We start from the raw sequence: 21,303 nt of genomic DNA, 5'->3' as shown, positions 1-21,303 counted from the left end.
TCCAACCGCCTCACAGTGTTTCCGCTAACTGTTTGAGATACGCACGGAACGAGTCGCCGAGATCACTGCGACGCAGAGCAAACTCCACCGTCGCCTCCAAGAACCCGAGCTTATCTCCCAGGTCATAGCGACGTCCCTCAAAATTATAGGCATAGACCGTGTCCCGCTGGGCGAGTACCTTGAGTGCATCCGTCAGCTGAATCTCTCCCCCTTTGCCGGGCTCTGTATTCTGCAAGATAGAGAAAATCTCGGGGCGGATGATGTATCGACCGAGCACAGCCATACGGCTTGGTGCCTCAGCAAGTGCAGGTTTTTCGATCATATCGGAGACATGCATCAGGCGCTCATTCTGCATCGCTCCTGCAACGATACCATAGGAGGAAACCTGTGCATCAGCGACAATCTGACAGCCGAGAACAGAGCCCCCCGTCTCCTCATAGACATCGATCAGCTGACGCAGCGCTGGACGCTGCGGATGGTAAACGACATCATCGCCGAGGAGGACAGCGAACGGCTCATCGCCGACGAAGGCACGGGCGCACAGAATCGCATCCCCCAGACCGCGCATATACTTCTGACGGACATAGTGAACATTGACATCCGTCGTCTCACGCAGGACGTTGAGAAGGTCCTGCCGCCCCTTGCGCATGAGCTCGTGCTCGAGTGTCGGCGCGGAGTCAAAATGATCCTCGATGGCGCGTTTCCCATGACCGCTGATAATCAGAATATCCTCGATACCGCTTGCAAGGGCTTCCTCCACAATATACTGGATGGTCGGCTTATCGACAATGGGCAACATCTCCTTCGGTGTCGCTTTCGTCGCAGGAAGGAATCGTGTTCCATATCCTGCTGCCGGAATAACCGCTTTTCGTATTTGCTGTGCCATGACTATACACTCCATCCATATAAATAGAGCGGAGGGCGCTTGAACCCCCCGCATATTCTGTATGATTCAGCGTGCCAGAACATCGAGTACTGCATGTCCAATGTCTGATGTACGTGCCGTTCCGCTAAGATCCGGCGTCAGCGTCTTTTTCTCCACGAGCAGCGTCTCGATGGCACGGAGCACGCGCTCTGACCACTCTGTTTCACCAAGAAAGTCGAGCATCTGTGCAACTGACCAGATCGAGGCTAATGGATTCGCGATCCCCTGCCCTGCAATATCAGGAGCACTCCCGTGAATCGGCTCGAACATCGACGGATAGCGTCGCTCAGGGTTGAGATTCGCCCCGGCTGCGAGCCCCATCCCGCCCGCAATCGCCGCACCGAGATCGGTGAGAATATCGCCGAAGAGATTGCTCGTCACAACGACGCCGAACCGCTTCGGATCTTTGACGAAGAACATGCTTGCCGCATCGACAAGCAAGCTATGTGTCTCAACATCGGGATACTCCTTCCCAATCTCGGCAAAGATCTCATCCCAGAACACCATCGAGTATCGCAGTGCATTCCCCTTGGAAATCGAGGTAAGCGTGCGCTTCTCACGTCGCGCCAGTTCGTAGGCATAACGGATGACGCGCTCACATCCGTGCCGTGAGAATACCCCCGTCTGGAGTGCGGTCTCACGCGGTGTCCCGGGATAGAGCCGTGCACCAACATTCGCGTACTCCCCTTCACTGTTCTCGCGCACCACGATCATATCGATATCACGTGGAGAAATATCCGCAAGCGGGCACGGAGCACCGTGCAGGAGGCGTACAGGACGTAAATTGATGTATTCATCAAAACCACGGCGGATGCGAAGCAGGAGATCACCGAGAGACACATGGTCCGGTACACCTGGATAGCCCACAGCCCCCAGATAGATTGCATCGTAACCGCGCAGGAGATCGAGCCCGTTTTCCGGCATCATCTCGCCGGACTTCAGGTAGTACTCACATCCCCATGGAAAGTCCTCAAATGTGACAGAGAACGTCCCGTCCATCTGTGCAATTCCCGAAAATACCTTTTTCCCCTCAGCAATGACCTCAGGGCCGATCCCGTCTCCTGCAATCACCGCAATATGAAACTGTTTCATCTAGCTCCTCCACCGAATATCCCATAGAATAGGCGTATTAGAATGCCTCTGCAATCGTCTTGATGAGCAACGACTCCTGCTGACGCGGCAGACCGCTCTGATGCAGGGCTCGGCCAAAGCCAATGAGGAAGTCCACCTTCTGCATTCGCGTGAGTTTCGTGCTCTCACGCAGCGCACGCGTCAGGGCCTGCACCCCCGCGATGCTCGCATCGCGCTTCAGCTGTACCTGCATCGCGAGCTGTCCCGCAAGGATATGCCGGCGCACCTCATCCGAGATTCCATCCAGACTCTCTGCGGCAGGCGACACAGGCACTGCCGACGAGAATGCGGGAACGCCGTCAGGACGCACCGTGTACTCGGGCGCGGGGGACATGTCCTCTGTGATCGGCGGTGCAAGATGCGACTCCGTCTCTCCCACAGTGGAAAACTCCTGCGGCTGCTGCGGCACAGCGGGTGAGGTAGCGGGTGCATTCAGCGCGAACTCACGCGGCAGCTGCTGATACCGGGGACGCTCGGGTCTGCCTTCAGCATCTGCTGGCTGAGGCGGAAGCTGTGCCTGCACAGCGGCTGGAGCGGCGGGCGGCGGCATCGGAACGACATGCTCCTGGGGAGGAGGTGTCTGCATCGGTGCTTGCTGCGGCGCGGGTGATGATTCCTGACGCACTGCAACGGGCATCGGGCCGCGCTTCAGATTTACATCACCGACAAGCTCCTGCGGTGGGCGGCCTTCCTTCGCGGCGAGCTTCTGCTCACGTTTGACATCTGCTGCTGTAATGATAACGGGCTGCGCCTTCTGCGCAGCGAGTGTGAACGAAGGCTGCTCCTTATTGCGCTCTGCGATCCCCTCATCCACCGTCTCCCAGCGGAGGCGTGTCACCTGCGGTGTATTCTTGGCAGGTGCCGTGCCAAGCGGACGAACAGCAGCATCCTTCTGCTGCCTGGAGATCGATGCCTCATAGTGGTCAGCATCAGCACGTTCCTCCACCGCCGGTGCATTGGCACGATCCGTCACCAGTCGATTCGCATGGAAGAGATCCTGCGAGTCCACCGTCCCGGGGGTCGCTGCATAGGTTGTACCGGAGGTCAGTGCGACGAGCACAGCCGCCGTCAGCATTGTGTTTTTGGATGACATCTTCATGAGTCTGTTCTCCTTCTTTCTCTCTCGGCCCACGTCACTTACTGCATGGTACGCGCGCCCGCCATAAACGTTGCTACGGACTTCGCACGGAGCGTCGGATTATCAATGAGCTCGAGCCCATACCGCTGTCCGTTTGCCCCACGGAAGAACATCACTGCTGTCTGATTGTCCGCCTTCGCCGTCGCGTCGACGACGCCATCGCCATTCTCGTCAATATCGACTTCCTTTGCCGTCATGGCAAAGATCGCCTTGTTTGTATCCGAGAGATTGATCAGCATGATCCCCTCGTATCCGTTGCTGTGCTGAATACGTTCCAGCAGGTTCACTGCATCCTCTGGATTGATCGTGTTGAGATTCGGTACGGACGTATCGGAGAATGCATTGACAAAAACCGCCCACGCATACTTGATATTGTACTCCTCATTGTCAAAAATGAGAATCTCGCCCTCGCGGTCGTCATAGAGCGCCGACGCCGGAATCACTCCGACGGGTTTCTGCGGACACATGATACGGTAGCCGTATGTCTTACTCTCATAGGAGTATGTCAGCGCATCGGGGGCAATCGTCTGTGTTGCCGCCGGTGTCGCTGATTCTGTCCCCGCCGACACATCAGCCGCTGCGGCATAGGAGCTGCCGCAGAGCATTGCTGAGAGCGAAAGAACAGCGACGAGTTTTTGATAGCGTTTCATTTATCCATCTCCCTAATCATCTCCTGCACCATGGCAAGAGCTTTATGGACGGCGGCACGCTTAATCTCAGCGCGCACGCCAGAAAATACATTTTTTTCCACCGAAGTCTTTCCCGGAGCAGATACAGCAATGTAGACCAGTCCGACCGGCTTTTCGGGAGACCCGCCGCTGGGACCGGCGATCCCCGTGATGCCGACGCCGATATCTGTCTGCATGAGGTCGCGTACCCCCTCTGCCATTGCCCGCGCCGTCTCCGGAGAGACAGCACCGTGCGCGGCAAGCGTTTCCTCCGCCACGTGCAGGATACGGGACTTCACGTCGTTTGAGTAGGATACGACACTCCCCATGACGTACGCAGAACTGCCGGGCACGTCTGTGAGCGTACTCGTGAGCAGCCCGCCCGTGCAGGACTCCGCACAGGAGATTGTATAGCCTTTTGCACAGAGCATTTGCCCAACAATATCCGGCAGCCGTTCTCTCTCCGGCATCACTGCACCCTCTCTCCGACAATATCGTATGTAAAGCCCTGAAGGAGACGCACGCGGACAATCTCGCCCGGTGCACTCTCTGCATCACCTTCGATATAGATCTGGCCATCCACCTCAGGTGCCTCGCGGTAGGAACGGCCCACGGCAATCCCCGACTGCTCCGCGTCATGTCCCTCGATGAGAACATCCAACTCCTGATGCTCCAGCCCGATATTGATCTCCTCGGAGATCTTACTCTGGAGACTCATGAGGTCATGGTAACGCTCCTGCATCACCTCTTCGGAAACCTTCTTCCCCATTGCCGCCGCGGCAGTGTTCTCCTCCTCGGAGTAGGTAAAGATTCCCACCTTATCGAATCGCTGCTTCTCCACAAAGCGACGCAGCGTTTGATACTGGGCATCGGTCTCCCCAGGGAATCCAACGATGAATGTCGAGCGAATCGCGACTCCCGGGATGCGTGCCCGCAGCTTTGCGATCAGCTCCTCCATCCCCGCCCGTGTATCGGGACGATTCATCGAACGCAGCACGGCATCATGCGCATGCTGCAGAGGCAGATCGACATACTTGACCACCTTTGGCTCAGTGGCAAAGACCTCGATCAGCTCATCGGTAAAATACTTTGGATAGCTGTATAGCACACGAATCCACGCAATTCCGTCGATCTTTGCAAGCTCGCGCAGAAGCGTCGGCAGCATTGGCTTTTGATAGCAATCCAGCCCATAGTTTGCGCTGTCCTGCGCGATGAGAACCAGCTCGCGAACACCGGCAGCGGCGAGCTCACGTCCCTCCGCTACGATATCCTCCATTGGACGGCTGCGGAAGCTCCCGCGTATGAGCGGAATCGCACAGAACGCACAGCGATGATCGCACCCCTCCGCAATCTTGACATACGCCGTATAGTTCGGTGTCGTCCGCAGGCGCGGTGTCTTGGCATCGTAGATCGTATCATCCTTCCCCGCGATGAGCAGGCGACGCCCCTTGAGCGTCGCCTCGATCACCTCCATGATACGGCTCCACGCTCCCGTCCCGATGATGGCATCTGCCTCCGGGATCTCATCGAGAAGCTGCTGCCCATACCGCTGTCCAAGACAGCCCGCTACGATGAGACTGCGGCAGCGCCCCGTCTCCTTGTAGTCCGCCATCCCGAGCACCGTCGTGATCGACTCCTCTTTTGCCGACTGAATAAAGGCACACGTATTGACAATCAGGATATCTGCCTCTGACGGATCATTGGTAATATCGATGCCATGCTCACGCATAATGCCGAGCATAACCTCTGTATCAACCAAATTCTTTGCACAGCCAAGGCTGATAAAACCTGCTTTCACTGGTTACATTCCCCCACAACTACTCTTCATAGAACCGCACCTGTTTGACCCAACGATCGAGAAGGATCTTCTTCTCTGCTGGGCTATAATACGGCTTACTCTTAAAAATATTGATATTCTTTCCCGCAAACATCCGATAGGACAGCGTCACGGGGTTGGTCGTCAAAAAATAGATATGTTGCCGTGCCAGCGCCAGCTGCGCCTCATCCGTCAGCAGCCAGTCGGCAAAATCCTCCGCCGCCTGCACATCGTGCTTGCCCGCGCGAAATGCAACCCCTGTACCGTAAATCACCGCCGCCGTCCCATCCGTCGGATAGAGCACACGGATGGGATAGTCATCGTGAATATAGCGGAGCGTCTCACTGAGAACAGCAACCGAGACATCGACCTCCCCCATCCCCGCCTGCCGTACGGGCGTATGCAAATAGCGGGAATATTGCATGATCTGCGGCTGAATCCTGCGCCAAATAGCGAAGGTGCGTTGTTCACCGTACTCAGCAATCATACTGTAAAGGAGATTTGATAAGGCATCAGCCGCCATAAAATCCGTCGTACCGATGCGTATATCCTTCTGCTGCGCCAACAGTTGCCACGAGTCTGGAAGATCGAGATGCGTGCGTAGATAGTCTTGATTTATTGCAAAGACGATCGGATCATACCACACACCCGTCCAATACCCATCGGGCTGACGAAATTGATCGGCGACCTGATCGCTCCGCTCGGACTGATAGGGCACAAGATACCCTGCTGCCGCTGCGCGATCGAGCACCTCGCGGTCTGCAAGGACAAGCGCTGCCGGCGCACTCACGCCATTTTCGGCCTGCTCCTCCAGGCGCTTTTGTATCTGCTCTGCGGATAGAGGAACGAAACTGACACGGATATTATACTCCTTCTCGTACGCCTCAGACAGTGCTGCCGCAGCCTCCGTCGGCAGCGTCGTATATGCCACAATCTCCTGCAGCGGGCGGCGTGCAAGTGCCGTACTCTGCCGTCCGACGGACAGATACGCCGCCCCCGTGGCAGCCACGAGAAACAGCGTCGCGATCATCAGAACAAAGAGCGGAAACCGCTTCATGAAAAAACCTCTCGAATAGAAGAAGATACACTGCTACTATTATAAACAATTCCCTAGGAATCTACAAGAGATATTACATTTAACCCGTTCATTTGGCTGCTGGAATGTCTCGTGACAATTTCGTGATGGTCTCGACGTGCGAAGTTTGTGGAAACAGATCGACCGGCTGTACTTCCTTCGCATGATAACCGTGTTCTTTCAGTATGGCTAGGTCACGTGCGAGAGTGGCGGGATTGCACGAGATGTAGATGATGCGCTGCGGCTTCATATCGGCGAAGGTTTGGAGGACGGTCGGCGTGCAGCCCGCACGCGGCGGGTCCACGACAACGACATCCGGACGAATCCCCTGTTTGTAGAGTGCCGGCATGACTTTTGTCGCATCGCCGACGATAAACTCTGCATTTTTGACATGGTTATCGCGGGCATTCTTTCGTGCATCGAGAATGGCAGGCTGCACGATTTCGATGCCGTAGACCTTACGTGCTCTCTGGGCAAGAAAAAGGGTGATTGTCCCTGTGCCGCAGTAGGCGTCAATGACGGTCTCTGTCCCATGGAGATCCGCATAGGCAAGTGCCTGTTCATAGAGACGTTCAGCCTGCTGCGTATTGACCTGAAAAAAGGATCGCGGTGAAATGTGAAAATGCAGCCGTCCGAGCGCATCGAGGATGGTCGGTTTTCCCCAGAGGAGCACAGTGTCGCGTCCCATGATGACATTGTTCCGATAAGTCTGGATGTTTTGATGTACACTGACGAGGTTCGGCAATCGCTCTCGCAGCAGTCGAACAAAATCCTTTGCGCGTGGCAGCTGTTTGGTCGCTGTGACGATCACCGCCATAAGGTCGCCATTCTGCCCGACACGCCCAACGATGTGACGCAGGATGCCCTTGTGTGTGTCCTCATTGTAGACAGGAATGCGAAGCTGCGCGACAATAGCGCGTACGGCATTGGCAAGCGCATTATTCGGTTCACGCTGAATATGACAGTTCTCCGTATCGATGATCGTATGGCTTCCCTGCGCGAAACAGCCAACGACGATTTTCCCCTTAGCGAGGCCGACGGGAAACTGCATTTTATTGCGATAGTTCCACGGTGACTGTGCCGCAAGGGTCTCCCTGACCGAGACATGAGGAAGTTTGCCGATATGAGACAGTGCATCAATCACCTGCTGACGCTTTGCGCGCAGTTGTGCCGCATAGGAGAGATGCTGGAGCTGACAGCCGCCGCACTCCTCATAAAGGCTGCATAAAGGTGTGATGCGATCATTGCTCTGCTGAAGAATTTCCGTCAAACGTCCACGGGCATAGGAGGTTTTTACCTCCTCCATGCGTACCGTGACCCGTTCGCCGGGAAGTGCATTAGGGACAAATACGGTAAAGTTATCATATCGCCCGACGCCCTCGCCGCTCGTTCCGAGCCGGTCGATGCAAATCTCATAGACTCCCCCTCGACGTACGGGAACCATCTGCACGCGTGTCTGCGCCTTTTGTGTTTTTTTCATGCCTCTCGAAACGTCACCTTTTCAAATAGTTCCATCGGAGTATTGAGGAGCACATCCGCGCCGTGTTCCCGGAGCTCCTGCTCCGTGCGAAATCCCCAGAGAACGCCCACCGCAAGCGTTTCTGCATTGCTTGCGGTGTCCATGTCGACCGAGCTGTCTCCGAAGTACGCTGTTTCCTGCCCCGTAACGCTAAACTCTTTCATGATGTGCAGCACTTTCGTTGGATCCGGTTTTCGCGGAAGTCCCTCCCGATCACCGATGATCTCCCGAAACATATGCGGAGGAAACAGTGCCGTGATGATGCGTTCTGCCGCACTTTGATGTTTATTCGTGCAGACAGCCAATGGAATACCGCGACGGCAAAGCTCCTCCAGCATCTCCATAATACCGTCATAGGGAACGGTCTTATGCAGGAGGTTTTCAGCATAGCGTTCTTTGTACTCTGCCATAAAACGATGGACAAATGCTGCGTCCTCCGCCTGATGCGGCGGCAGAATCCGCTCAATTAGTTTCTGTGTCCCATTTCCGACAAAATATCGATACTTCTCCGCTGCATACGTCGGAAAATGATATGCTGACAGGACAGCATTGGCACTGTCTGCCAAATCTTCAAGCGAATTGATCAACGTGCCGTCCAAATCGAAAATCGCAGTCTTATACTGCATGGCAGTCTCTCCTTTTGAGAAAAACAGCCTTTCCCCTGCGGAAAAGACTGCTTGCTTTCTCAGCCAAGTTTTTTTGCTAAAAGTTCATTGACCATCTGCGGGTTTGCCTTGCCCTTGGACTGTTTCATCACTTGTCCGACCAAGGCACCGATCGCCTTTTTATTGCCGCCCTTGTAGTCCTCTACCGCCTTTGCATTGGCAGCGATGACTTGATCGACGATGCCTTCGATCTCCTTGGTGTCCGTAATCTGGATGAGCCCCTTGTCCTTGACGATCTTCTCGGGAGCATCAGGAGATGTCCACATTTCCTTGAACACGGTTTTGCCGATCTTAGACGAAATCGTCCCCTTGGCGATGAGGAGAATCATCTCGCCGAGGCGCTTTGCATCGACAGGAGAGTCCTCGATCGTTTTCCCTTCTGCGTTCAGGTTCTTGGAGAGATCGCCCATCAGCCAGTTTGCCGCCAGTTTCGCATCCGCTCCTGTTGCAACAATGGCATCATAGTACTCAGCCATCGCACGCGAGCTCGTGATGATGCCCGCATCGTATGCGGAGAGTCCTGCCTCGTCCATCAGACGCACGCGACGGGCGTCCGGCAGCTCCGGCAGCTCACGCCGCACCGCCTCAATCTCCTCTTCACTCGTCACGATGGGCGGAAGATCTGGCTCCGGCATATAACGGTAGTCATGCGCCTCCTCTTTGCTGCGCATGGAGAGTGTCATACCACGCTCTGGATCCCACGTGCGTGTCTCCTGCACAATGTGTCCGCCGTCCTCGAGCACCTCCGTCTGACGCTCGATCTCATAGTTGATCGCATCTTCCAACGCTTTGAAGGAGTTGATGTTTTTCATCTCCGTCCGTATACCGAGCTGATCTGAGCCGACAGGACGCAGGGACACGTTGATGTCCGCGCGGAGATTTCCCTCCTCCATGCGGCAGTTCGAGACGTCGATATACTCCATGATCGACTTGATCTTCTCCATGTAGGCACGTGCTTCCTCGGCTGAGGACATATCGGGCTCGGAGACAATCTCAAGCAGAGGAACGCCGGTGCGGTTGTAGTCCACATTGGACGAAGCAGAATCCTTAATCGTCGTACCGGAGTGAACGAGTTTTCCTGCGTCCTCCTCCATGTGGATGCGCGTCAGGCGAATGCGCTTCTTCCCCTCTTCCGTATCGATATCCACCCAGCCATGTTCGGCGATAGGCAGGTCGTACTGCGAGGTTTGGAAGTTCTTCGGCAAATCCGGATAGTAGTAATTCTTGCGGTCAAACTTGCTGTATCCGTTAATCGTGCAGTTCGTCGCCAGCCCCGCCTTGATGGCGAAATGGACGACCTCACGGTTGACGACAGGGAGAACGCCGGGCAGACCGAGGCAGACGGGACAGACATGTGTGTTCTGCGGAGCTCCGAACCCCGTAGCACAGCCGCAGAAGATCTTGGTCTTTGTCTTGAGCTCGCAGTGAATCTCAAGGCCGATGACGGTTTCGTATTTCATGCCCTTCCTCCAATCGGCGCCATTTTCGTATGGAAATCATGCCCCTGCTCATAGGCAAACGCCGCACGCAGGATCGTCTCCTCCGCCAGCGGACGACCGATGATCTGAAGTCCGATCGGAAGTCCCGCCGCAGTGAAGCCGCAAGGGACGGAGATCCCGGGGAGCCCCGCGAGATTCAGTGGAACGGTCGAAATATCCTGCAGATACATCTGTAGGGGGCTCGTCATTTCACCGATGCGATACGCCGGTGTCGGTGCTGTCGGTGTCATGATGACATCCACCTGCTCAAAGGCTCGCGTAAAGTCCTGCTGAATGAGCGTCCGCACCTTCAGTGCCTTGAGGTAGTACGCATCGTAATATCCGGCGGAGAGTGCATAGTTTCCGATGAGGATGCGTCGTTTTACCTCCGCGCCGAATTTCTCCGTGCGCGTCCGCGTCATCATATCGACGAGATCCTCTCCGTCCACCCGTGCGCCATAGCTGACCCCGTCATAGCGTTCCAGATTCGTCGCAGCCTCTGCAGGTGCAATCAGATAGTAGGTGGAGACGGCATAGTCCGTATGCGGGAGGGAGATTTCGCGAACCTCTGCCCCCATCGCCTCCATATCCGCAATCGCCTTGCGGACGGATGCCTCAACCTCCTGATCCATTCCGTCAATAAAATATTCCTTTGGGAGTCCGATCTTCAGCCCCTTGACATCTGCACGGAGTGCCTGTGTATAGTCCGGGACATCGGCGCGGCTCGCCGTCGAGTCCATCGGATCATGCCCTGCAATTACGTTCATGAGATGGGCTGCATCCGTGACATCGCGTGTGAGCGGTCCGATCTGATCGAGTGATGACGCATACGCCATCAGACCGTAGCGAGACACGCGCCCATAGGTCGGCTTCAATCCGACAATACCGCAGAACGATGCGGGCTGACGAATCGACCCGCCGGTATCACTGCCGAGTGCCCAAATTGCCGTTCCCGATGCCACGGCAGCGGCACTGCCGCCCGACGACCCGCCGGGAACACGTGCCGTGTCCCAAGGGTTGTGCGTCGGCTGAAAGGCGGAGTTTTCCGTCGAGCCGCCCATGGCAAACTCATCGAGATTCGTCTTTCCGAGAATGACGGCGTCCTCTGCGTGCAGCTTCGTCATGACCGTCGCATCATAGGGCGGAACAAAGTTCTCCAAGATCTTGGACGCAGCTGTCGTGCGTACACTGATGGTGCAGATATTATCCTTAACAGCACCCGGAATCCCTGCGAGGAACGGAATCTTCTCTCCGGCGGCACGTTTTGCATCCACGGCATCCGCCTGAGCAAGCGCACCCTCGCGTGTTTCCAGAAGGTATGCGCCGACATCGCCCTCTACGGCATCCATGCGCGAAAGCACGTCCTCGGTCAGTTCACGGGCGCTGATCTCGTTGCGCGCGAGCATATCGTGCAGGACATGCGCCGGTTTTTCATATAGACTCAAAACAGCCCCTCCTTACCCTTCGAGTACCTTCGGCACTTTGAAATACCCGTCCTCCTGCAGCGGTGCATTCGAAAGCGCCGCCTCGTTGGAAAGAGACGGGCGCACCTCGTCTGCTCGAAAGACATTCTCGATGGGCAGTGCATACGTCGTCGGCTGCACATCTTCCGTATCAACACGCGAGAGATTATCCACGTACGAGAGAAAGTCTCCCAGAGACGCCAGTGCCTCTTCCTTTTCCTCGGTCGGAATCGAAAGACGCGAGAGATGCGCGGTTACCCTGAGATCCTGTTCCGTTACCTTCATAGACTCCACCATCTTTCCATGCTTCGGGAAGCACTGATAAATGCGGTACGACCATCCGGCACACCTCGTTTTATCAGCGATTCCCTTAGTCGCAGTTTCCTCGCTATTATAACAAATCACTTCATCGGTATCAAACGGAAATCACTACACCTGTGGCGGACGGATAAAATCTGCCGAGAGTGCGAGCAGAATCTCCCGTAGGAGCTTAAGTGCCGTTGCCGTCGATGTACCGCTGGTATCAAGCGGCGGCGAGAGCTCCACCATGTCGCATGCGACAACCCTGCATCCACGCACAACGGAGAGTGCCGCCTTCATCAGTTCGATGAACGTGACACCACCTGCCTCCGGCGTTCCCGTACCGGGGAAGACAGAGGGATCGAGGACGTCGAGGTCAATCGTCAGATAGACAGGACGTCCGTGGAGGCCGGCAATCACATCCGAGAGGCCTGCAAAGGTAAATGGATGGAGATCCGTATGCCCTGCCCGTGCCCACTGCCATTCCGCACGTTCGCCGCTGCGTATCCCAAACTGATGGATGCGCCCATCGCCGAGCAGATCCCACGCACGGCGGATAACGGTCGCATGGGAAAGTTTGTTGCCGAGATATTCTACGCGCAGATCAGTATGTGCATCGAAGTGAATGATGGAGAGATCGGGGTACCGCTTTGCCGCAGCTTCGATTGCGGGGAGGCTGACCAGATGCTCCCCGCCGATCAGAAAGGGCAGCTTTCCGCTGTGCAGGATCGTCTCTGCGCGCTCCCCAATCATCGCTAATGCTCGTTCGGTATCGCCAAAGGGCAGCTCCAAATCCCCCCCGTCAAAGACGCGTGCGTCCTCAAGATCGAGTTCCTGATATGGGCTGTACGTCTCCAGTCCATATGACTCCGCCCGCATCGTGCGCGCAGCAAATCGCGTGCCCGGACGATAGGAGGTCGTCGAGTCAAACGGCGCACCAACGAGGACGATATGGCTCTCCTCATAGGTGTTATCGCAGCCGAGAAATGTTTCAACGTTGCGGTTCCACATCTTCGAGTATCTCCTCCACATAGTTCGGCAGAGCAAATGCTGCTGCATGAAGCTGCGTATTGTAGTAGCGCGTCCGAATGCCGAGTGCCTTCCATCGTGCAAAATCGACGCCCTCCACGGGGCGGCGGTTCTTGGATGAGAAGCCAAACAGCCAATGGCCCGACGGATACGTCGGAATATGCACCTGATAGACGCGGCTGTATGGGAACGAATGAACAATGCGCTTGTGCATCCGCTGCATGGCATAGGCGTCCTGCTCGTAAAAGGGGCTTTCGTGCTGGTTGATCATGATGCCGTCAGCTTTGAGAGCCTTGAAGCAGTTGCCATAAAACTCCTTGGTGAACAGTCCCTCTCCCGGCCCAAAAGGATCCGTCGAATCCACAATAATGAGATCATAGACATCGACCGGTCGGCGCACAAAGCGCAGCCCGTCTTCACAGTGGATGCTCACGCGCGGATCATCCAGCCCTGCCGCCGTCGACGGAAGATATTCACGGCAGACATCGATCACCATCTCATCGATCTCCACGAGATCAATATGCCGCACCGACGGGTAGCGCAGCAGCTCTCGTACCGTCCCCCCGTCCCCGCCGCCGATCACGAGAATGTTCTCTGCCTCCGGATGCACACACATCGGTACATGAGTGATCATCTCATGATAGATGAACTCATCCTTCTCTGTGAGCATCATATAGCCGTCAAGCGTCAAAAATCGCCCGAACTCGGGCGACTCGAATACGTCAATGCGCTGGAACTCACTCTGTCCACTGTAGAGCTGACGATCTACGCGGATGGAGAACCGCACATTCGGTGTATGTTCTTCCGTATACCAAAATTCCATGGCCTATCTCTCCGTCATTACATTGAGACGCTGTATACTCATATCCTCCGGTCCTGTGATCTGACAGCCCTTTTTCTTCGCATAGCGGATATACGTCAGAATCTCGTCCGTGATCTCCTCCCCCGGTGCAAGGATCGGGATACCGGGAGGATAGCACATGACAAACTCGGCACAGATACGTCCCTTCGTCTCTTGGATGGGCAGGGACTCCTTCTCCGCATAGAACGCATCCTGCGGGCCGCAGACCACCACGGGATCGATATACTCCATCTTGAGCGTCTTGGAGGGATCCTTGCGATAGTTCCGACGGATCTCCGCCAGTGCCGCGACAAGCCGTTCAATATCCTTCGGACGGTCGCCGACGGAAACATAGGCAAGCAAGTTTGCGATATCCCCGAACTCGGTCTGGATGTCATAATCATCGCGCAGGATGTCATAGACCTCGATGCCGGCGAGCCCCGTTGCACGCGTAAAGATGGACAGCTTCGTCGTATCGAAGTCATACACGGCATCGCCGTCGATCAACTCACGCCCATAGGCATAGTAGTCTCCGATGGCGTTGATCTCATCACGAGCATAGGCGACAAGTCCGATGATGCGGTCGATCACTTCACGGCCGCGCAGTGCCAAATTGCGGCGGCTGATATCAAGACTCGCGAGAAGCAGATACGAGGCACTCGTCGTCTGTGTGATATTGATGATCTGATGGACATATCCGAGCGGCATCGTATCCGCACAGAGAAGAATGGAGCTCTGCGTCAGCGAGCCGCCGGACTTGTGCATGCTGATCGCGGCCATATCCGCGCCCGCATCCATCGCCGCCGTTGGAAGTCGATCACTGAAATAGAGGTGCGTACCGTGTGCCTCATCGACCAATACCTTCATCCCGCGGGCATGCGCTTTTTCCGTAATGGCACGCAAATCCGAGCAGATGCCGTAATAGGTCGGATTGTTGACAAATACCGCCTTGGCGTCCGGATGGCGCTCCATTGCTGCTGCGACATCGTCCGTGCGCATCCCGAGCGCAATCCCAAGTGTATCCTCGATGCCGGGATTGACATAGATCGGCACAGCGCCGCAGAGAATCAGTGCATTGATGGCACTGCGATGGACATTGCGCGGCATGATGATCTTGTCACCGCGTCCTACCGTCGATAGGATCATTGCCTGCACTGAGCCCGTCGTCCCGCTGACCATGAAAAAAGCATGGGCGGCACGGAATGCTTCTGCCGCCAGATGCTCTGCATCACGAATCACGGAGACGGGATGGCAGAGATTGTCGAGCATCTTCATCGAGTTTACATCGACATCAAGACAGGCAGCCCCGAGGAACGCAGCCAGCTCCGGATTGCCGCGGCCGCGTTTGTGCCCCGGTACATCGAACGGAACGAGGCGTGCCCGCTTCATCCGCACAAGTGCCTCCTCAATGGGCGCATTCGTCTGGGAGAGATAGGGCATTACTTCTCCTCCGACAGGAGGCGAGAGACCAGATCATCATAGCCGTAGGCGGCTGCATTTCCCTTACTCGTCACCCAACGCACAGCCTCCGTCACATCCGACTCTGCCGGACTTCCCGCATGACGATAGGACGGCAGCACGAGAACATCCTTCGCCGCAGGCGGGAATCCACTCCGCTCCACGACGAGGTCCAGATACTCGGACTGCGGCGTATTGTTCAGATCGTCGACTGCTTTATTGTAGGCACGATACATCGCCCGAATGGATTTCTCCTCATCCTGAAGGGCGGATTTGGAAAAGACGATTACCCCCGGATTGATACCGAGATCACCCGAGCCGATCACATAGTGGCTGCCCGATGCCGCCGCGACGCTCGCCATCGGCTCAGGCAGAACTGCCGCTCCGAGATTTCCGCTGCGGAGCATCTCAAGACGTACCGGAATCTGCGGAATGACAACCTTTGCGACATCCTCTTCACGCATCCCGTTGGCAGCGAGAATCTCATCCGTCACATACTCGATGATCGTGTTCTTGGAAACGGCGATCTCCTTGCCGCGCAGATCGGCAGGGAATGTAATCCCCGCTCCATCGGATGCAACGAGATTGTAATTGCCGTCTGTATAGGAAACGGCGCGGACATCGAACCCGCCGGAACGGGCGAAAATCACAGCCAGAAGGTCAGACACTGCTCCATCGAGATTTCCGCTTTGCAGTGCCGCATCACGATCCATTGCACTCTTGAACGGCTGCAGCTCTACCTCAACGCCTTCCTCGGCAAAGTAGCCGCGTTCCGCTGCAATAATGAACGGAATTGAGTCCGTATCGGGCATCAGTCCGATGGTCAGCTTCGGGAGCGGCTCACTTTTCTCCTGCACAGGAGCCCCACAGCCTCCCACAAGGAACAACGTCAGACAAAATAGGCAGGCAAGAATTTTCCTCATTCTATATTCCCTTCTATAGGCACTCTGCCGCCGTGTTCCTTCGCCATGTGCTCACACAGATAGCGCAGTGTCCACAGCGTATTGTACGGTGTAATGGATGATTTGTAAGTGATATGTGGAACGCCCGCATCCTCCACGGCACGGAGAACCTGTGTCAGGCGCTTCCCCTTCACCCCATCCAGCAGCATCACACGATGCGGAAATGAGAACACATCCCCCTCCTGCGCCGTTTGCTTCAAAAAACCTTTGCGGCCAAGGAGATAGCCGACCTTCTCACGCCATGCATCCGGCGAAAGGATCTGAACGCCCACTCCCATCGGACGCAGTACACCCGTAATCAACTCCGCCTGATCTGCGGGAAACTGATAAAGCAGAACACGCTCCTTGCTGTTCGCCATGGCAAGCCCTCCATCATTTTGCTGAGAGACCGCGCATGAGGAGATACGTCACAAGTTCGTCCAGAGAGACTTCCTCTTCAAGCACCTTGCGGTCGAGGGATGCACGCAGGCTCTTGGGCAGACGAACAGTGAGAAATCCATTCATGAAAGCGTTGCCCGCCTCATTCTTCGGCGTTGCTTCCTTTGCCGCAGGCGCCGCTTTTGCCTTGGATGTCGTCTTCTTTGTCTCCTTGGGCGCAGGTGCCTTTTGTGTTGGTGCCTCTGCCGTGTGTTCTGCCGCGTCTTTCTTCTTCGCCGCAGCTGTCGTGCGTTTTTTCTGCTCGCGTGCCTTCCCCGCTGTTTCTGCGTTTACTTTTGCATTATTCTTCGTCGTCTTTTCTTCTGCTGCTTTCTTCTTTGCCACGTTTTCCTCCGTTTTCTTCTCCTTCTTTTTCCGTGCTGCCTTCTGCTCCTTCTCGGTTGGCGGCGGATATACAAAGAACTCGTTGTATGCGTTGCGCAAGTCCTCACTTGCCTGCTTTGTTCCAATACCGATGATGTACGATGGATCCTCGGAATTCAGTGACTCAGCAATACGTACAAAGTCGGAATCCGTCGTAATGATAAAGTACTTGCGCACCCCCTCTTGATAGAGGATCTGCGCCGAGTCATAGAGGGCAGAATCCAGGGAATTTTTTCCCAGAAACGTACGGCTGATCTGTCGAAAGGTAAAGTCCGGGGACTCCATGAGCCGATCCCAACGCTTCTGATCGGGATGTGCCTCCCAATCCGAGACGACGATCATGCGGCATGGCTGGTAACGCTGTGCGATGTCAATGGTATACTGAAGCATTTCAATCGGCGCATTCTCTATGTCGTAGAGGATCGCCACGGTATCATTGCTCGAATCGAGCATCCTATCTCTCCTCACTCTTCCGCATCGGAAAACAGACGCCGTGCGCGCTGCGCCAGGAAGGTTGCCTCTCCCTCGAGCACATCTGCCTGCCGCAGATTCGTCTCGGCAGAGCGGATCGTCGCTGCGTTCTTATCCGTCATCCACGCTGCATATCCCTCCGCGTAGGCGATATGGAGATCGCAGATCTTGAGGCGCAGCTGTTGGAGGCTCTGCATCGTACGTGGAACGGAAACTGCGCTCAGCTCTTCGCGCCGTCCTTGCCAGTCCGCGAGGACATCCTGCTCCATGATCTGGCGTGCCATGTCCCGTGTTGTCTGATTCCCCAGTGCTCCTGCGCCGAGCACACGATAGAGACGCATCTGTGCCGCACTGACGCTCTGATCATGCCGCCGAATAATGGCATCCGTCTCCTCAAGATACTGCTGAACCCGCAGGCGGCGCGCATTGCCCAAGAAGGCTGCATAATCATACAGATTCCGTATTGATACGACCTGCCAATCCCCATCATCCGAAGGAGCAAGGCAAACCTGAAACGTGAAATCCGCATCCGCTTCATCCTGATGCGCGACGACATCGACCACCGCCGTATGTGCTGCCTGATCCACCGTCAGATTTGTCGTCTCACGGAACGAAAGGTCACGCAGGCCGATACGGGACAGGATATTCTCTGCGTCCGAACCGTCCTTTGCAGCATCCGCCGGCGGCCAATCGCCCTCCGTCAGGTACGTATGAACCGCATCATTCAGCATTTTGATAAACGCCGGCTTGAGCATCTTTGAAAAATCCGCCAGAGCCGCAGACGTATCATGCGCTCCACCGAACTCCGTATCCATCGTCCCGGCCATGAAGTCATCATAGCCCATGTCAAGGACATCATCCAGACGCACATAACGCAAAAAAAGCGTCTCATCCCGCGTCTCAAAGGCGCGCTCAATTGAGCGAAGCGCATACTCCGGCGTCTTCGTATAAACGCGAAAATACCAAAAGAGCCCTGCAAGCACCAGCAGCACACAGAGCAGTGCGGCACATGCGGCCTTTATTTTCATGGCATGGCTCATCATCGCTGTTCCCTCTCTCCATCATAGCGGCTCATGGTATCACATGGTCGATGCTGCCGCCGCCCAGTACGGCATCGCCCTCATAGAATACAATGGACTGCCCCGGTGTCACAGCACGCTGTGGCTCGGAAAAATGTACCGCCACAGTACCATCGCCCTGTGGCTCCATCCACGCATCTGCCTCGCGTTTTCCATAGCGTATTTTTGCCCGCACACGACGAGGTTTGTGTGGTGGTCGCGACAGTGTCCAACTCAGATCGGACGCCGTCAGTGCGCGTGCAAAGACCTCATCAGATGCACCGACAATCACACGGTTTTCAGACGCATCCAATGCCGTCACGTAGAGCGGATGCTCTGCCGCAATCCCGAGCCCCCTGCGCTGCCCAATGGTATAAAAGGCAATGCCTTCATGTGTGCCGAGGACATGTCCCGTACGATCCGTGATCGCCCCCGTCTGCATCGTCTGTGGTGCGTGCGTACGCAGGTAGGACTTATAGTCGTCACGGGGAACAAAGCAGAGCTCTTGACTCTCCGCCTTGTGGGCAACGGGAAGCCCATAGTCCTCCGCCATACGCCGAATCTCGTCCTTGCGATAATCCCCGAGCGGAAAGAGAACATGATCCATCATCTCCTGTGTCAGATGATAGAGCACGTAGGACTGATCCTTCGCCGCATCAATGCCCTTTCGCAGATGGTAGATTCCATCTTCCGTATGCGTGATCCGAGCATAATGCCCTGTGGCAATATACTGTGCACCAAGCGCCCGTGTTTTCTCCAGCAGCCCTTCAAACTTAATATAGCGGTTGCACGCAATACACGGATTCGGCGTGCGCCCACGCGCGTACTCCTGCGTAAAATAGTCAATCACCAGCCGCTGAAATGGCTCGGTGAAGTCCATCACATAGTGTGGAATCCCCAAGATATCTGCGACACGGCGCGCATCGTCCACACTCGAGAGAGAGCAACAGCTGCGCCCATCGAGGTCGGCGTCGCGCGCCTCCTCCGAGAGACGCATCGTCACACCGACGACTTCATATCCCTGCTCCTGAAGAAGTGCCGCCGTGACCGAGCTGTCCACACCTCCACTCATCGCGACGACAACACGTTGTTTCTCCATCCTTTGCTCCACTATGAAATTCAATCAAATGTGAATTTAGTATAGCATTCGCATTCCGAAAATACAAGATATTGTATTTGTGAACGAAGGACTACACAAACGTATTCTTTTTTGATAAAATTAAAAAGAAAAAAGGGGAGGTGAACTATGGACGTCATCGGGGTAATCGCCGAATACAATCCATTCCATCACGGTCATGCCTGGCAGCTTCGTGAACTGCGCCGAAGATTCCCCTCTACGGACGGCGTCATCGTCGTCATGAGCGGCAGCATAACGCAGCGCGGAACGCCCGCCGTTCTTGACAAGTGGACACGGGCAGGTCACGCTGTCGACGGTGGTGCTGACCTCGTACTTGAGCTCCCTTTTGTCTTTGCCTGCCGTAGTGCACAGGACTTTGCACGCGGCGGCGTCTCCCTCCTCATGCAGCTCGGCGTCGTCAGTCACCTTGCCTTCGGCACAGAGGCTGCGGACATTGCCCCGCTCGAAAGAGCTGCACGGGAGATCGACACAGAAAAAATCCAGCACAGGATTGCGCATGGACTCTCCATGGGACTGTCCTACGCAGCGGCACTCTCCTCTGCCCTAGCGGAGCAGCTTGGCATCGAAGAACGCATCCTGCGTACGCCGAACAATATCCTCGGCATGGAGTACCTGCGCGCACTCCACGCCAAGGATGCAGACATCACTCCGCTTGCCCTGCTGCGCAAAACAGCGGCGCACGGAGAGACACGACTGCGCAGCGGCATCACCAGTGCATCCTCCATCCGCACAGCACTGGGGCAGGATGTTCCCCCATGGGAGCATATCGCAGCGTGTGTCCTGCCAAACGTACTTGGTGATCTGCGCCGTACCCATCCGCACGCACTCCCCTCTCACGGAGAACTCCTGCGTCTCCTGCGCTATGAGATCCTCACCATGACGGACACAGAGCTCCGCAGCATCTACGGTATATCCGAGGGGATCGAAAACCATCTGGTGCGTGCACTGCGTATGGCAGAGACCTACGAAGAGCTGCTGACACATGCATCATCCAAGCGCTATCCAAAGAGCCGCATCGGACGTCTCGCCATCCACCTCCTGCTCCGGCTGCAAAAAGCGCAGGCAGAGGACTTTGACCACGCCGGCTGTCTCTACATTCGGTCATTGGCATTTAATGGAAGAGGCAGGATGCTCCTACGGCGCATCAAAAAATTCTCTCCACTTCCGATCATCACGCGTACGGCAGAAGTTTTGTCGAGTGATGCGCGTGCGCGCTCTCCAGCAAAGTTGTCTCTGCTGCAGCAAATGCTTTCCTTCGATACACGCGCCACAGAGCTGCGTACGTTGACACTGCCGCAGCAACACGGCAGTGTGTGCGGCACAGATTTTCTCTCCTCGCCGATCTATCATGAATGAGTTACAGAAAG

21 protein-coding genes are annotated in these 21,303 nt (G+C 55.8%); 1 reads left to right on the top strand and 20 read right to left on the bottom strand.

Going from position 1 to position 21,303, the window contains the following annotated elements:
• Window positions 1-10: 10 nt before the first annotated feature.
• From galU to mnmA, 20 genes are all read right to left on the bottom strand, one after another.
• Window positions 11-886 carry a UTP--glucose-1-phosphate uridylyltransferase GalU gene (gene galU, locus ADJ74_RS09340; RefSeq protein ID WP_050343742.1) on the bottom strand — a complete coding sequence of 292 codons (876 nt, stop codon included), beginning with the start codon at window positions 884-886 and terminating at the stop codon, window positions 11-13.
• A gap of 66 nt (window positions 887-952) precedes the next feature.
• Window positions 953-2,017 (bottom strand): tartrate dehydrogenase, encoded by a 1,065-nt coding sequence (locus ADJ74_RS09335; RefSeq protein ID WP_050343740.1) that lies wholly within the window; start codon window positions 2,015-2,017, stop codon window positions 953-955.
• Between the two features lie 37 nt (window positions 2,018-2,054).
• Entirely contained in the window at window positions 2,055-3,155 is a 1,101-nt protein-coding gene (locus tag ADJ74_RS09330; RefSeq protein ID WP_050343738.1) for a hypothetical protein, read from the bottom strand.
• Between the two features lie 38 nt (window positions 3,156-3,193).
• Window positions 3,194-3,844: a hypothetical protein gene (locus ADJ74_RS09325; RefSeq protein WP_050343737.1), complete on the bottom strand. Its 651-nt coding sequence runs from the start codon at window positions 3,842-3,844 to the stop codon at window positions 3,194-3,196.
• On the bottom strand, window positions 3,841-4,332 hold the full coding sequence (locus ADJ74_RS09320; RefSeq protein WP_050343735.1) for a CinA family protein: 492 nt from the start codon (window positions 4,330-4,332) through the stop codon (window positions 3,841-3,843). Before ADJ74_RS09320 ends, ADJ74_RS09325 begins: the two co-directional genes overlap by 4 nt.
• The gene (gene rimO / locus ADJ74_RS09315) at window positions 4,332-5,660 is read right to left on the bottom strand and encodes a 30S ribosomal protein S12 methylthiotransferase RimO (protein ID WP_050343733.1); all 1,329 of its coding nucleotides are present in this window, start codon (window positions 5,658-5,660) and stop codon (window positions 4,332-4,334) included. Before rimO ends, ADJ74_RS09320 begins: the two co-directional genes overlap by 1 nt.
• A 19-nt stretch (window positions 5,661-5,679) precedes the next feature.
• Window positions 5,680-6,735, bottom strand: a complete 1,056-nt coding sequence (locus tag ADJ74_RS09310) for an ABC transporter substrate-binding protein (protein ID WP_050343731.1) — start codon at window positions 6,733-6,735, stop codon at window positions 5,680-5,682.
• A gap of 88 nt (window positions 6,736-6,823) precedes the next feature.
• A complete protein-coding gene (rlmD, locus tag ADJ74_RS09305) occupies window positions 6,824-8,233 on the bottom strand; it encodes a 23S rRNA (uracil(1939)-C(5))-methyltransferase RlmD (RefSeq protein WP_050343729.1) in 1,410 nt (469 codons plus the stop codon).
• Window positions 8,230-8,898 carry an HAD family hydrolase gene (locus ADJ74_RS09300; protein ID WP_050343726.1) on the bottom strand — a complete coding sequence of 223 codons (669 nt, stop codon included), beginning with the start codon at window positions 8,896-8,898 and terminating at the stop codon, window positions 8,230-8,232. Before ADJ74_RS09300 ends, rlmD begins: the two co-directional genes overlap by 4 nt.
• Window positions 8,899-8,957: 59 nt before the next feature.
• Window positions 8,958-10,397 (bottom strand): Asp-tRNA(Asn)/Glu-tRNA(Gln) amidotransferase subunit GatB, encoded by a 1,440-nt coding sequence (gatB, locus tag ADJ74_RS09295; protein WP_050343724.1) that lies wholly within the window; start codon window positions 10,395-10,397, stop codon window positions 8,958-8,960.
• Complete coding sequence (gatA, locus tag ADJ74_RS09290; protein ID WP_050343722.1) at window positions 10,394-11,860, bottom strand: Asp-tRNA(Asn)/Glu-tRNA(Gln) amidotransferase subunit GatA; 1,467 nt, start codon at window positions 11,858-11,860, stop codon at window positions 10,394-10,396. Before gatA ends, gatB begins: the two co-directional genes overlap by 4 nt.
• Window positions 11,861-11,872: 12 nt before the next feature.
• Complete coding sequence (gene gatC, locus ADJ74_RS09285; RefSeq protein WP_050343719.1) at window positions 11,873-12,163, bottom strand: Asp-tRNA(Asn)/Glu-tRNA(Gln) amidotransferase subunit GatC; 291 nt, start codon at window positions 12,161-12,163, stop codon at window positions 11,873-11,875.
• A 144-nt stretch (window positions 12,164-12,307) separates the two neighbouring features.
• On the bottom strand, window positions 12,308-13,189 hold the full coding sequence (gene speB / locus ADJ74_RS09280; RefSeq protein ID WP_050343717.1) for an agmatinase: 882 nt from the start codon (window positions 13,187-13,189) through the stop codon (window positions 12,308-12,310).
• Entirely contained in the window at window positions 13,170-14,030 is an 861-nt protein-coding gene (gene speE, locus ADJ74_RS09275) for a polyamine aminopropyltransferase (RefSeq protein ID WP_050343715.1), read from the bottom strand. The genes speB and speE overlap by 20 nt, the downstream gene beginning before the upstream one ends.
• Before the next feature lie 3 nt (window positions 14,031-14,033).
• Window positions 14,034-15,488 (bottom strand): aminotransferase class I/II-fold pyridoxal phosphate-dependent enzyme, encoded by a 1,455-nt coding sequence (locus tag ADJ74_RS09270; RefSeq protein ID WP_050343713.1) that lies wholly within the window; start codon window positions 15,486-15,488, stop codon window positions 14,034-14,036.
• The gene (locus tag ADJ74_RS09265; protein WP_050343711.1) at window positions 15,488-16,429 is read right to left on the bottom strand and encodes an ABC transporter substrate-binding protein; all 942 of its coding nucleotides are present in this window, start codon (window positions 16,427-16,429) and stop codon (window positions 15,488-15,490) included. The genes ADJ74_RS09270 and ADJ74_RS09265 overlap by 1 nt, the downstream gene beginning before the upstream one ends.
• Window positions 16,426-16,827, bottom strand: a complete 402-nt coding sequence (locus ADJ74_RS09260; protein WP_050343710.1) for a DUF3783 domain-containing protein — start codon at window positions 16,825-16,827, stop codon at window positions 16,426-16,428. Before ADJ74_RS09260 ends, ADJ74_RS09265 begins: the two co-directional genes overlap by 4 nt.
• A gap of 13 nt (window positions 16,828-16,840) precedes the next feature.
• Complete coding sequence (locus ADJ74_RS09255) at window positions 16,841-17,722, bottom strand: NYN domain-containing protein (RefSeq protein WP_050343708.1); 882 nt, start codon at window positions 17,720-17,722, stop codon at window positions 16,841-16,843.
• 11 nt (window positions 17,723-17,733) lie between these two features.
• Window positions 17,734-18,783 carry a hypothetical protein gene (locus ADJ74_RS09250; RefSeq protein ID WP_050343706.1) on the bottom strand — a complete coding sequence of 350 codons (1,050 nt, stop codon included), beginning with the start codon at window positions 18,781-18,783 and terminating at the stop codon, window positions 17,734-17,736.
• A 28-nt stretch (window positions 18,784-18,811) separates the two neighbouring features.
• On the bottom strand, window positions 18,812-19,897 hold the full coding sequence (gene mnmA, locus ADJ74_RS09245; protein ID WP_172664529.1) for a tRNA 2-thiouridine(34) synthase MnmA: 1,086 nt from the start codon (window positions 19,895-19,897) through the stop codon (window positions 18,812-18,814).
• A 147-nt stretch (window positions 19,898-20,044) separates the two neighbouring features.
• Between mnmA and ADJ74_RS09240 the strand changes: the two genes are divergently transcribed.
• Window positions 20,045-21,292: a nucleotidyltransferase family protein gene (locus ADJ74_RS09240; protein ID WP_050343703.1), complete on the top strand. Its 1,248-nt coding sequence runs from the start codon at window positions 20,045-20,047 to the stop codon at window positions 21,290-21,292.
• Window positions 21,293-21,303 lie beyond the last annotated feature (11 nt).

It is taken from the genome of Selenomonas sp. oral taxon 478, assembly GCF_001189555.1.
Taxonomy (GTDB): Bacteria; Bacillota; Negativicutes; order Selenomonadales; family Selenomonadaceae; genus Centipeda; species Centipeda felix.
The sequence above is the reverse complement of the archived record's forward strand: the minus strand, read 5'-3'. Positions and strand labels throughout refer to the sequence as shown.

Excerpts from the sequence above, each read along its gene's own strand:
- galU (WP_050343742.1), bottom strand. The coding sequence starts at position 886 with ATGGCACAGCAAATACGAAAAGCGGTTATTCCGGCAGCAGGATATGGA.
- ADJ74_RS09335 (WP_050343740.1), bottom strand. The coding sequence starts at position 2,017 with ATGAAACAGTTTCATATTGCGGTGATTGCAGGAGACGGGATCGGCCCT.
- ADJ74_RS09330 (WP_050343738.1), bottom strand. The coding sequence starts at position 3,155 with ATGAAGATGTCATCCAAAAACACAATGCTGACGGCGGCTGTGCTCGTC.
- ADJ74_RS09325 (WP_050343737.1), bottom strand. The coding sequence starts at position 3,844 with ATGAAACGCTATCAAAAACTCGTCGCTGTTCTTTCGCTCTCAGCAATG.
- ADJ74_RS09320 (WP_050343735.1), bottom strand. The coding sequence starts at position 4,332 with ATGCCGGAGAGAGAACGGCTGCCGGATATTGTTGGGCAAATGCTCTGT.
- ADJ74_RS09310 (WP_050343731.1), bottom strand. The coding sequence starts at position 6,735 with ATGAAGCGGTTTCCGCTCTTTGTTCTGATGATCGCGACGCTGTTTCTC.
- rlmD (WP_050343729.1), bottom strand. The coding sequence starts at position 8,233 with ATGAAAAAAACACAAAAGGCGCAGACACGCGTGCAGATGGTTCCCGTA.
- ADJ74_RS09300 (WP_050343726.1), bottom strand. The coding sequence starts at position 8,898 with ATGCAGTATAAGACTGCGATTTTCGATTTGGACGGCACGTTGATCAAT.
- gatB (WP_050343724.1), bottom strand. The coding sequence starts at position 10,397 with ATGAAATACGAAACCGTCATCGGCCTTGAGATTCACTGCGAGCTCAAG.
- gatC (WP_050343719.1), bottom strand. The coding sequence starts at position 12,163 with ATGAAGGTAACGGAACAGGATCTCAGGGTAACCGCGCATCTCTCGCGT.
- speB (WP_050343717.1), bottom strand. The coding sequence starts at position 13,189 with ATGTGGAACCGCAACGTTGAAACATTTCTCGGCTGCGATAACACCTAT.
- speE (WP_050343715.1), bottom strand. The coding sequence starts at position 14,030 with ATGGAATTTTGGTATACGGAAGAACATACACCGAATGTGCGGTTCTCC.
- ADJ74_RS09270 (WP_050343713.1), bottom strand. The coding sequence starts at position 15,488 with ATGCCCTATCTCTCCCAGACGAATGCGCCCATTGAGGAGGCACTTGTG.
- ADJ74_RS09265 (WP_050343711.1), bottom strand. The coding sequence starts at position 16,429 with ATGAGGAAAATTCTTGCCTGCCTATTTTGTCTGACGTTGTTCCTTGTG.
- ADJ74_RS09260 (WP_050343710.1), bottom strand. The coding sequence starts at position 16,827 with ATGGCGAACAGCAAGGAGCGTGTTCTGCTTTATCAGTTTCCCGCAGAT.
- ADJ74_RS09255 (WP_050343708.1), bottom strand. The coding sequence starts at position 17,722 with ATGCTCGATTCGAGCAATGATACCGTGGCGATCCTCTACGACATAGAG.
- ADJ74_RS09250 (WP_050343706.1), bottom strand. The coding sequence starts at position 18,783 with ATGATGAGCCATGCCATGAAAATAAAGGCCGCATGTGCCGCACTGCTC.
- mnmA (WP_172664529.1), bottom strand. The coding sequence starts at position 19,897 with ATGGAGAAACAACGTGTTGTCGTCGCGATGAGTGGAGGTGTGGACAGC.
- ADJ74_RS09240 (WP_050343703.1), top strand. The coding sequence starts at position 20,045 with ATGGACGTCATCGGGGTAATCGCCGAATACAATCCATTCCATCACGGT.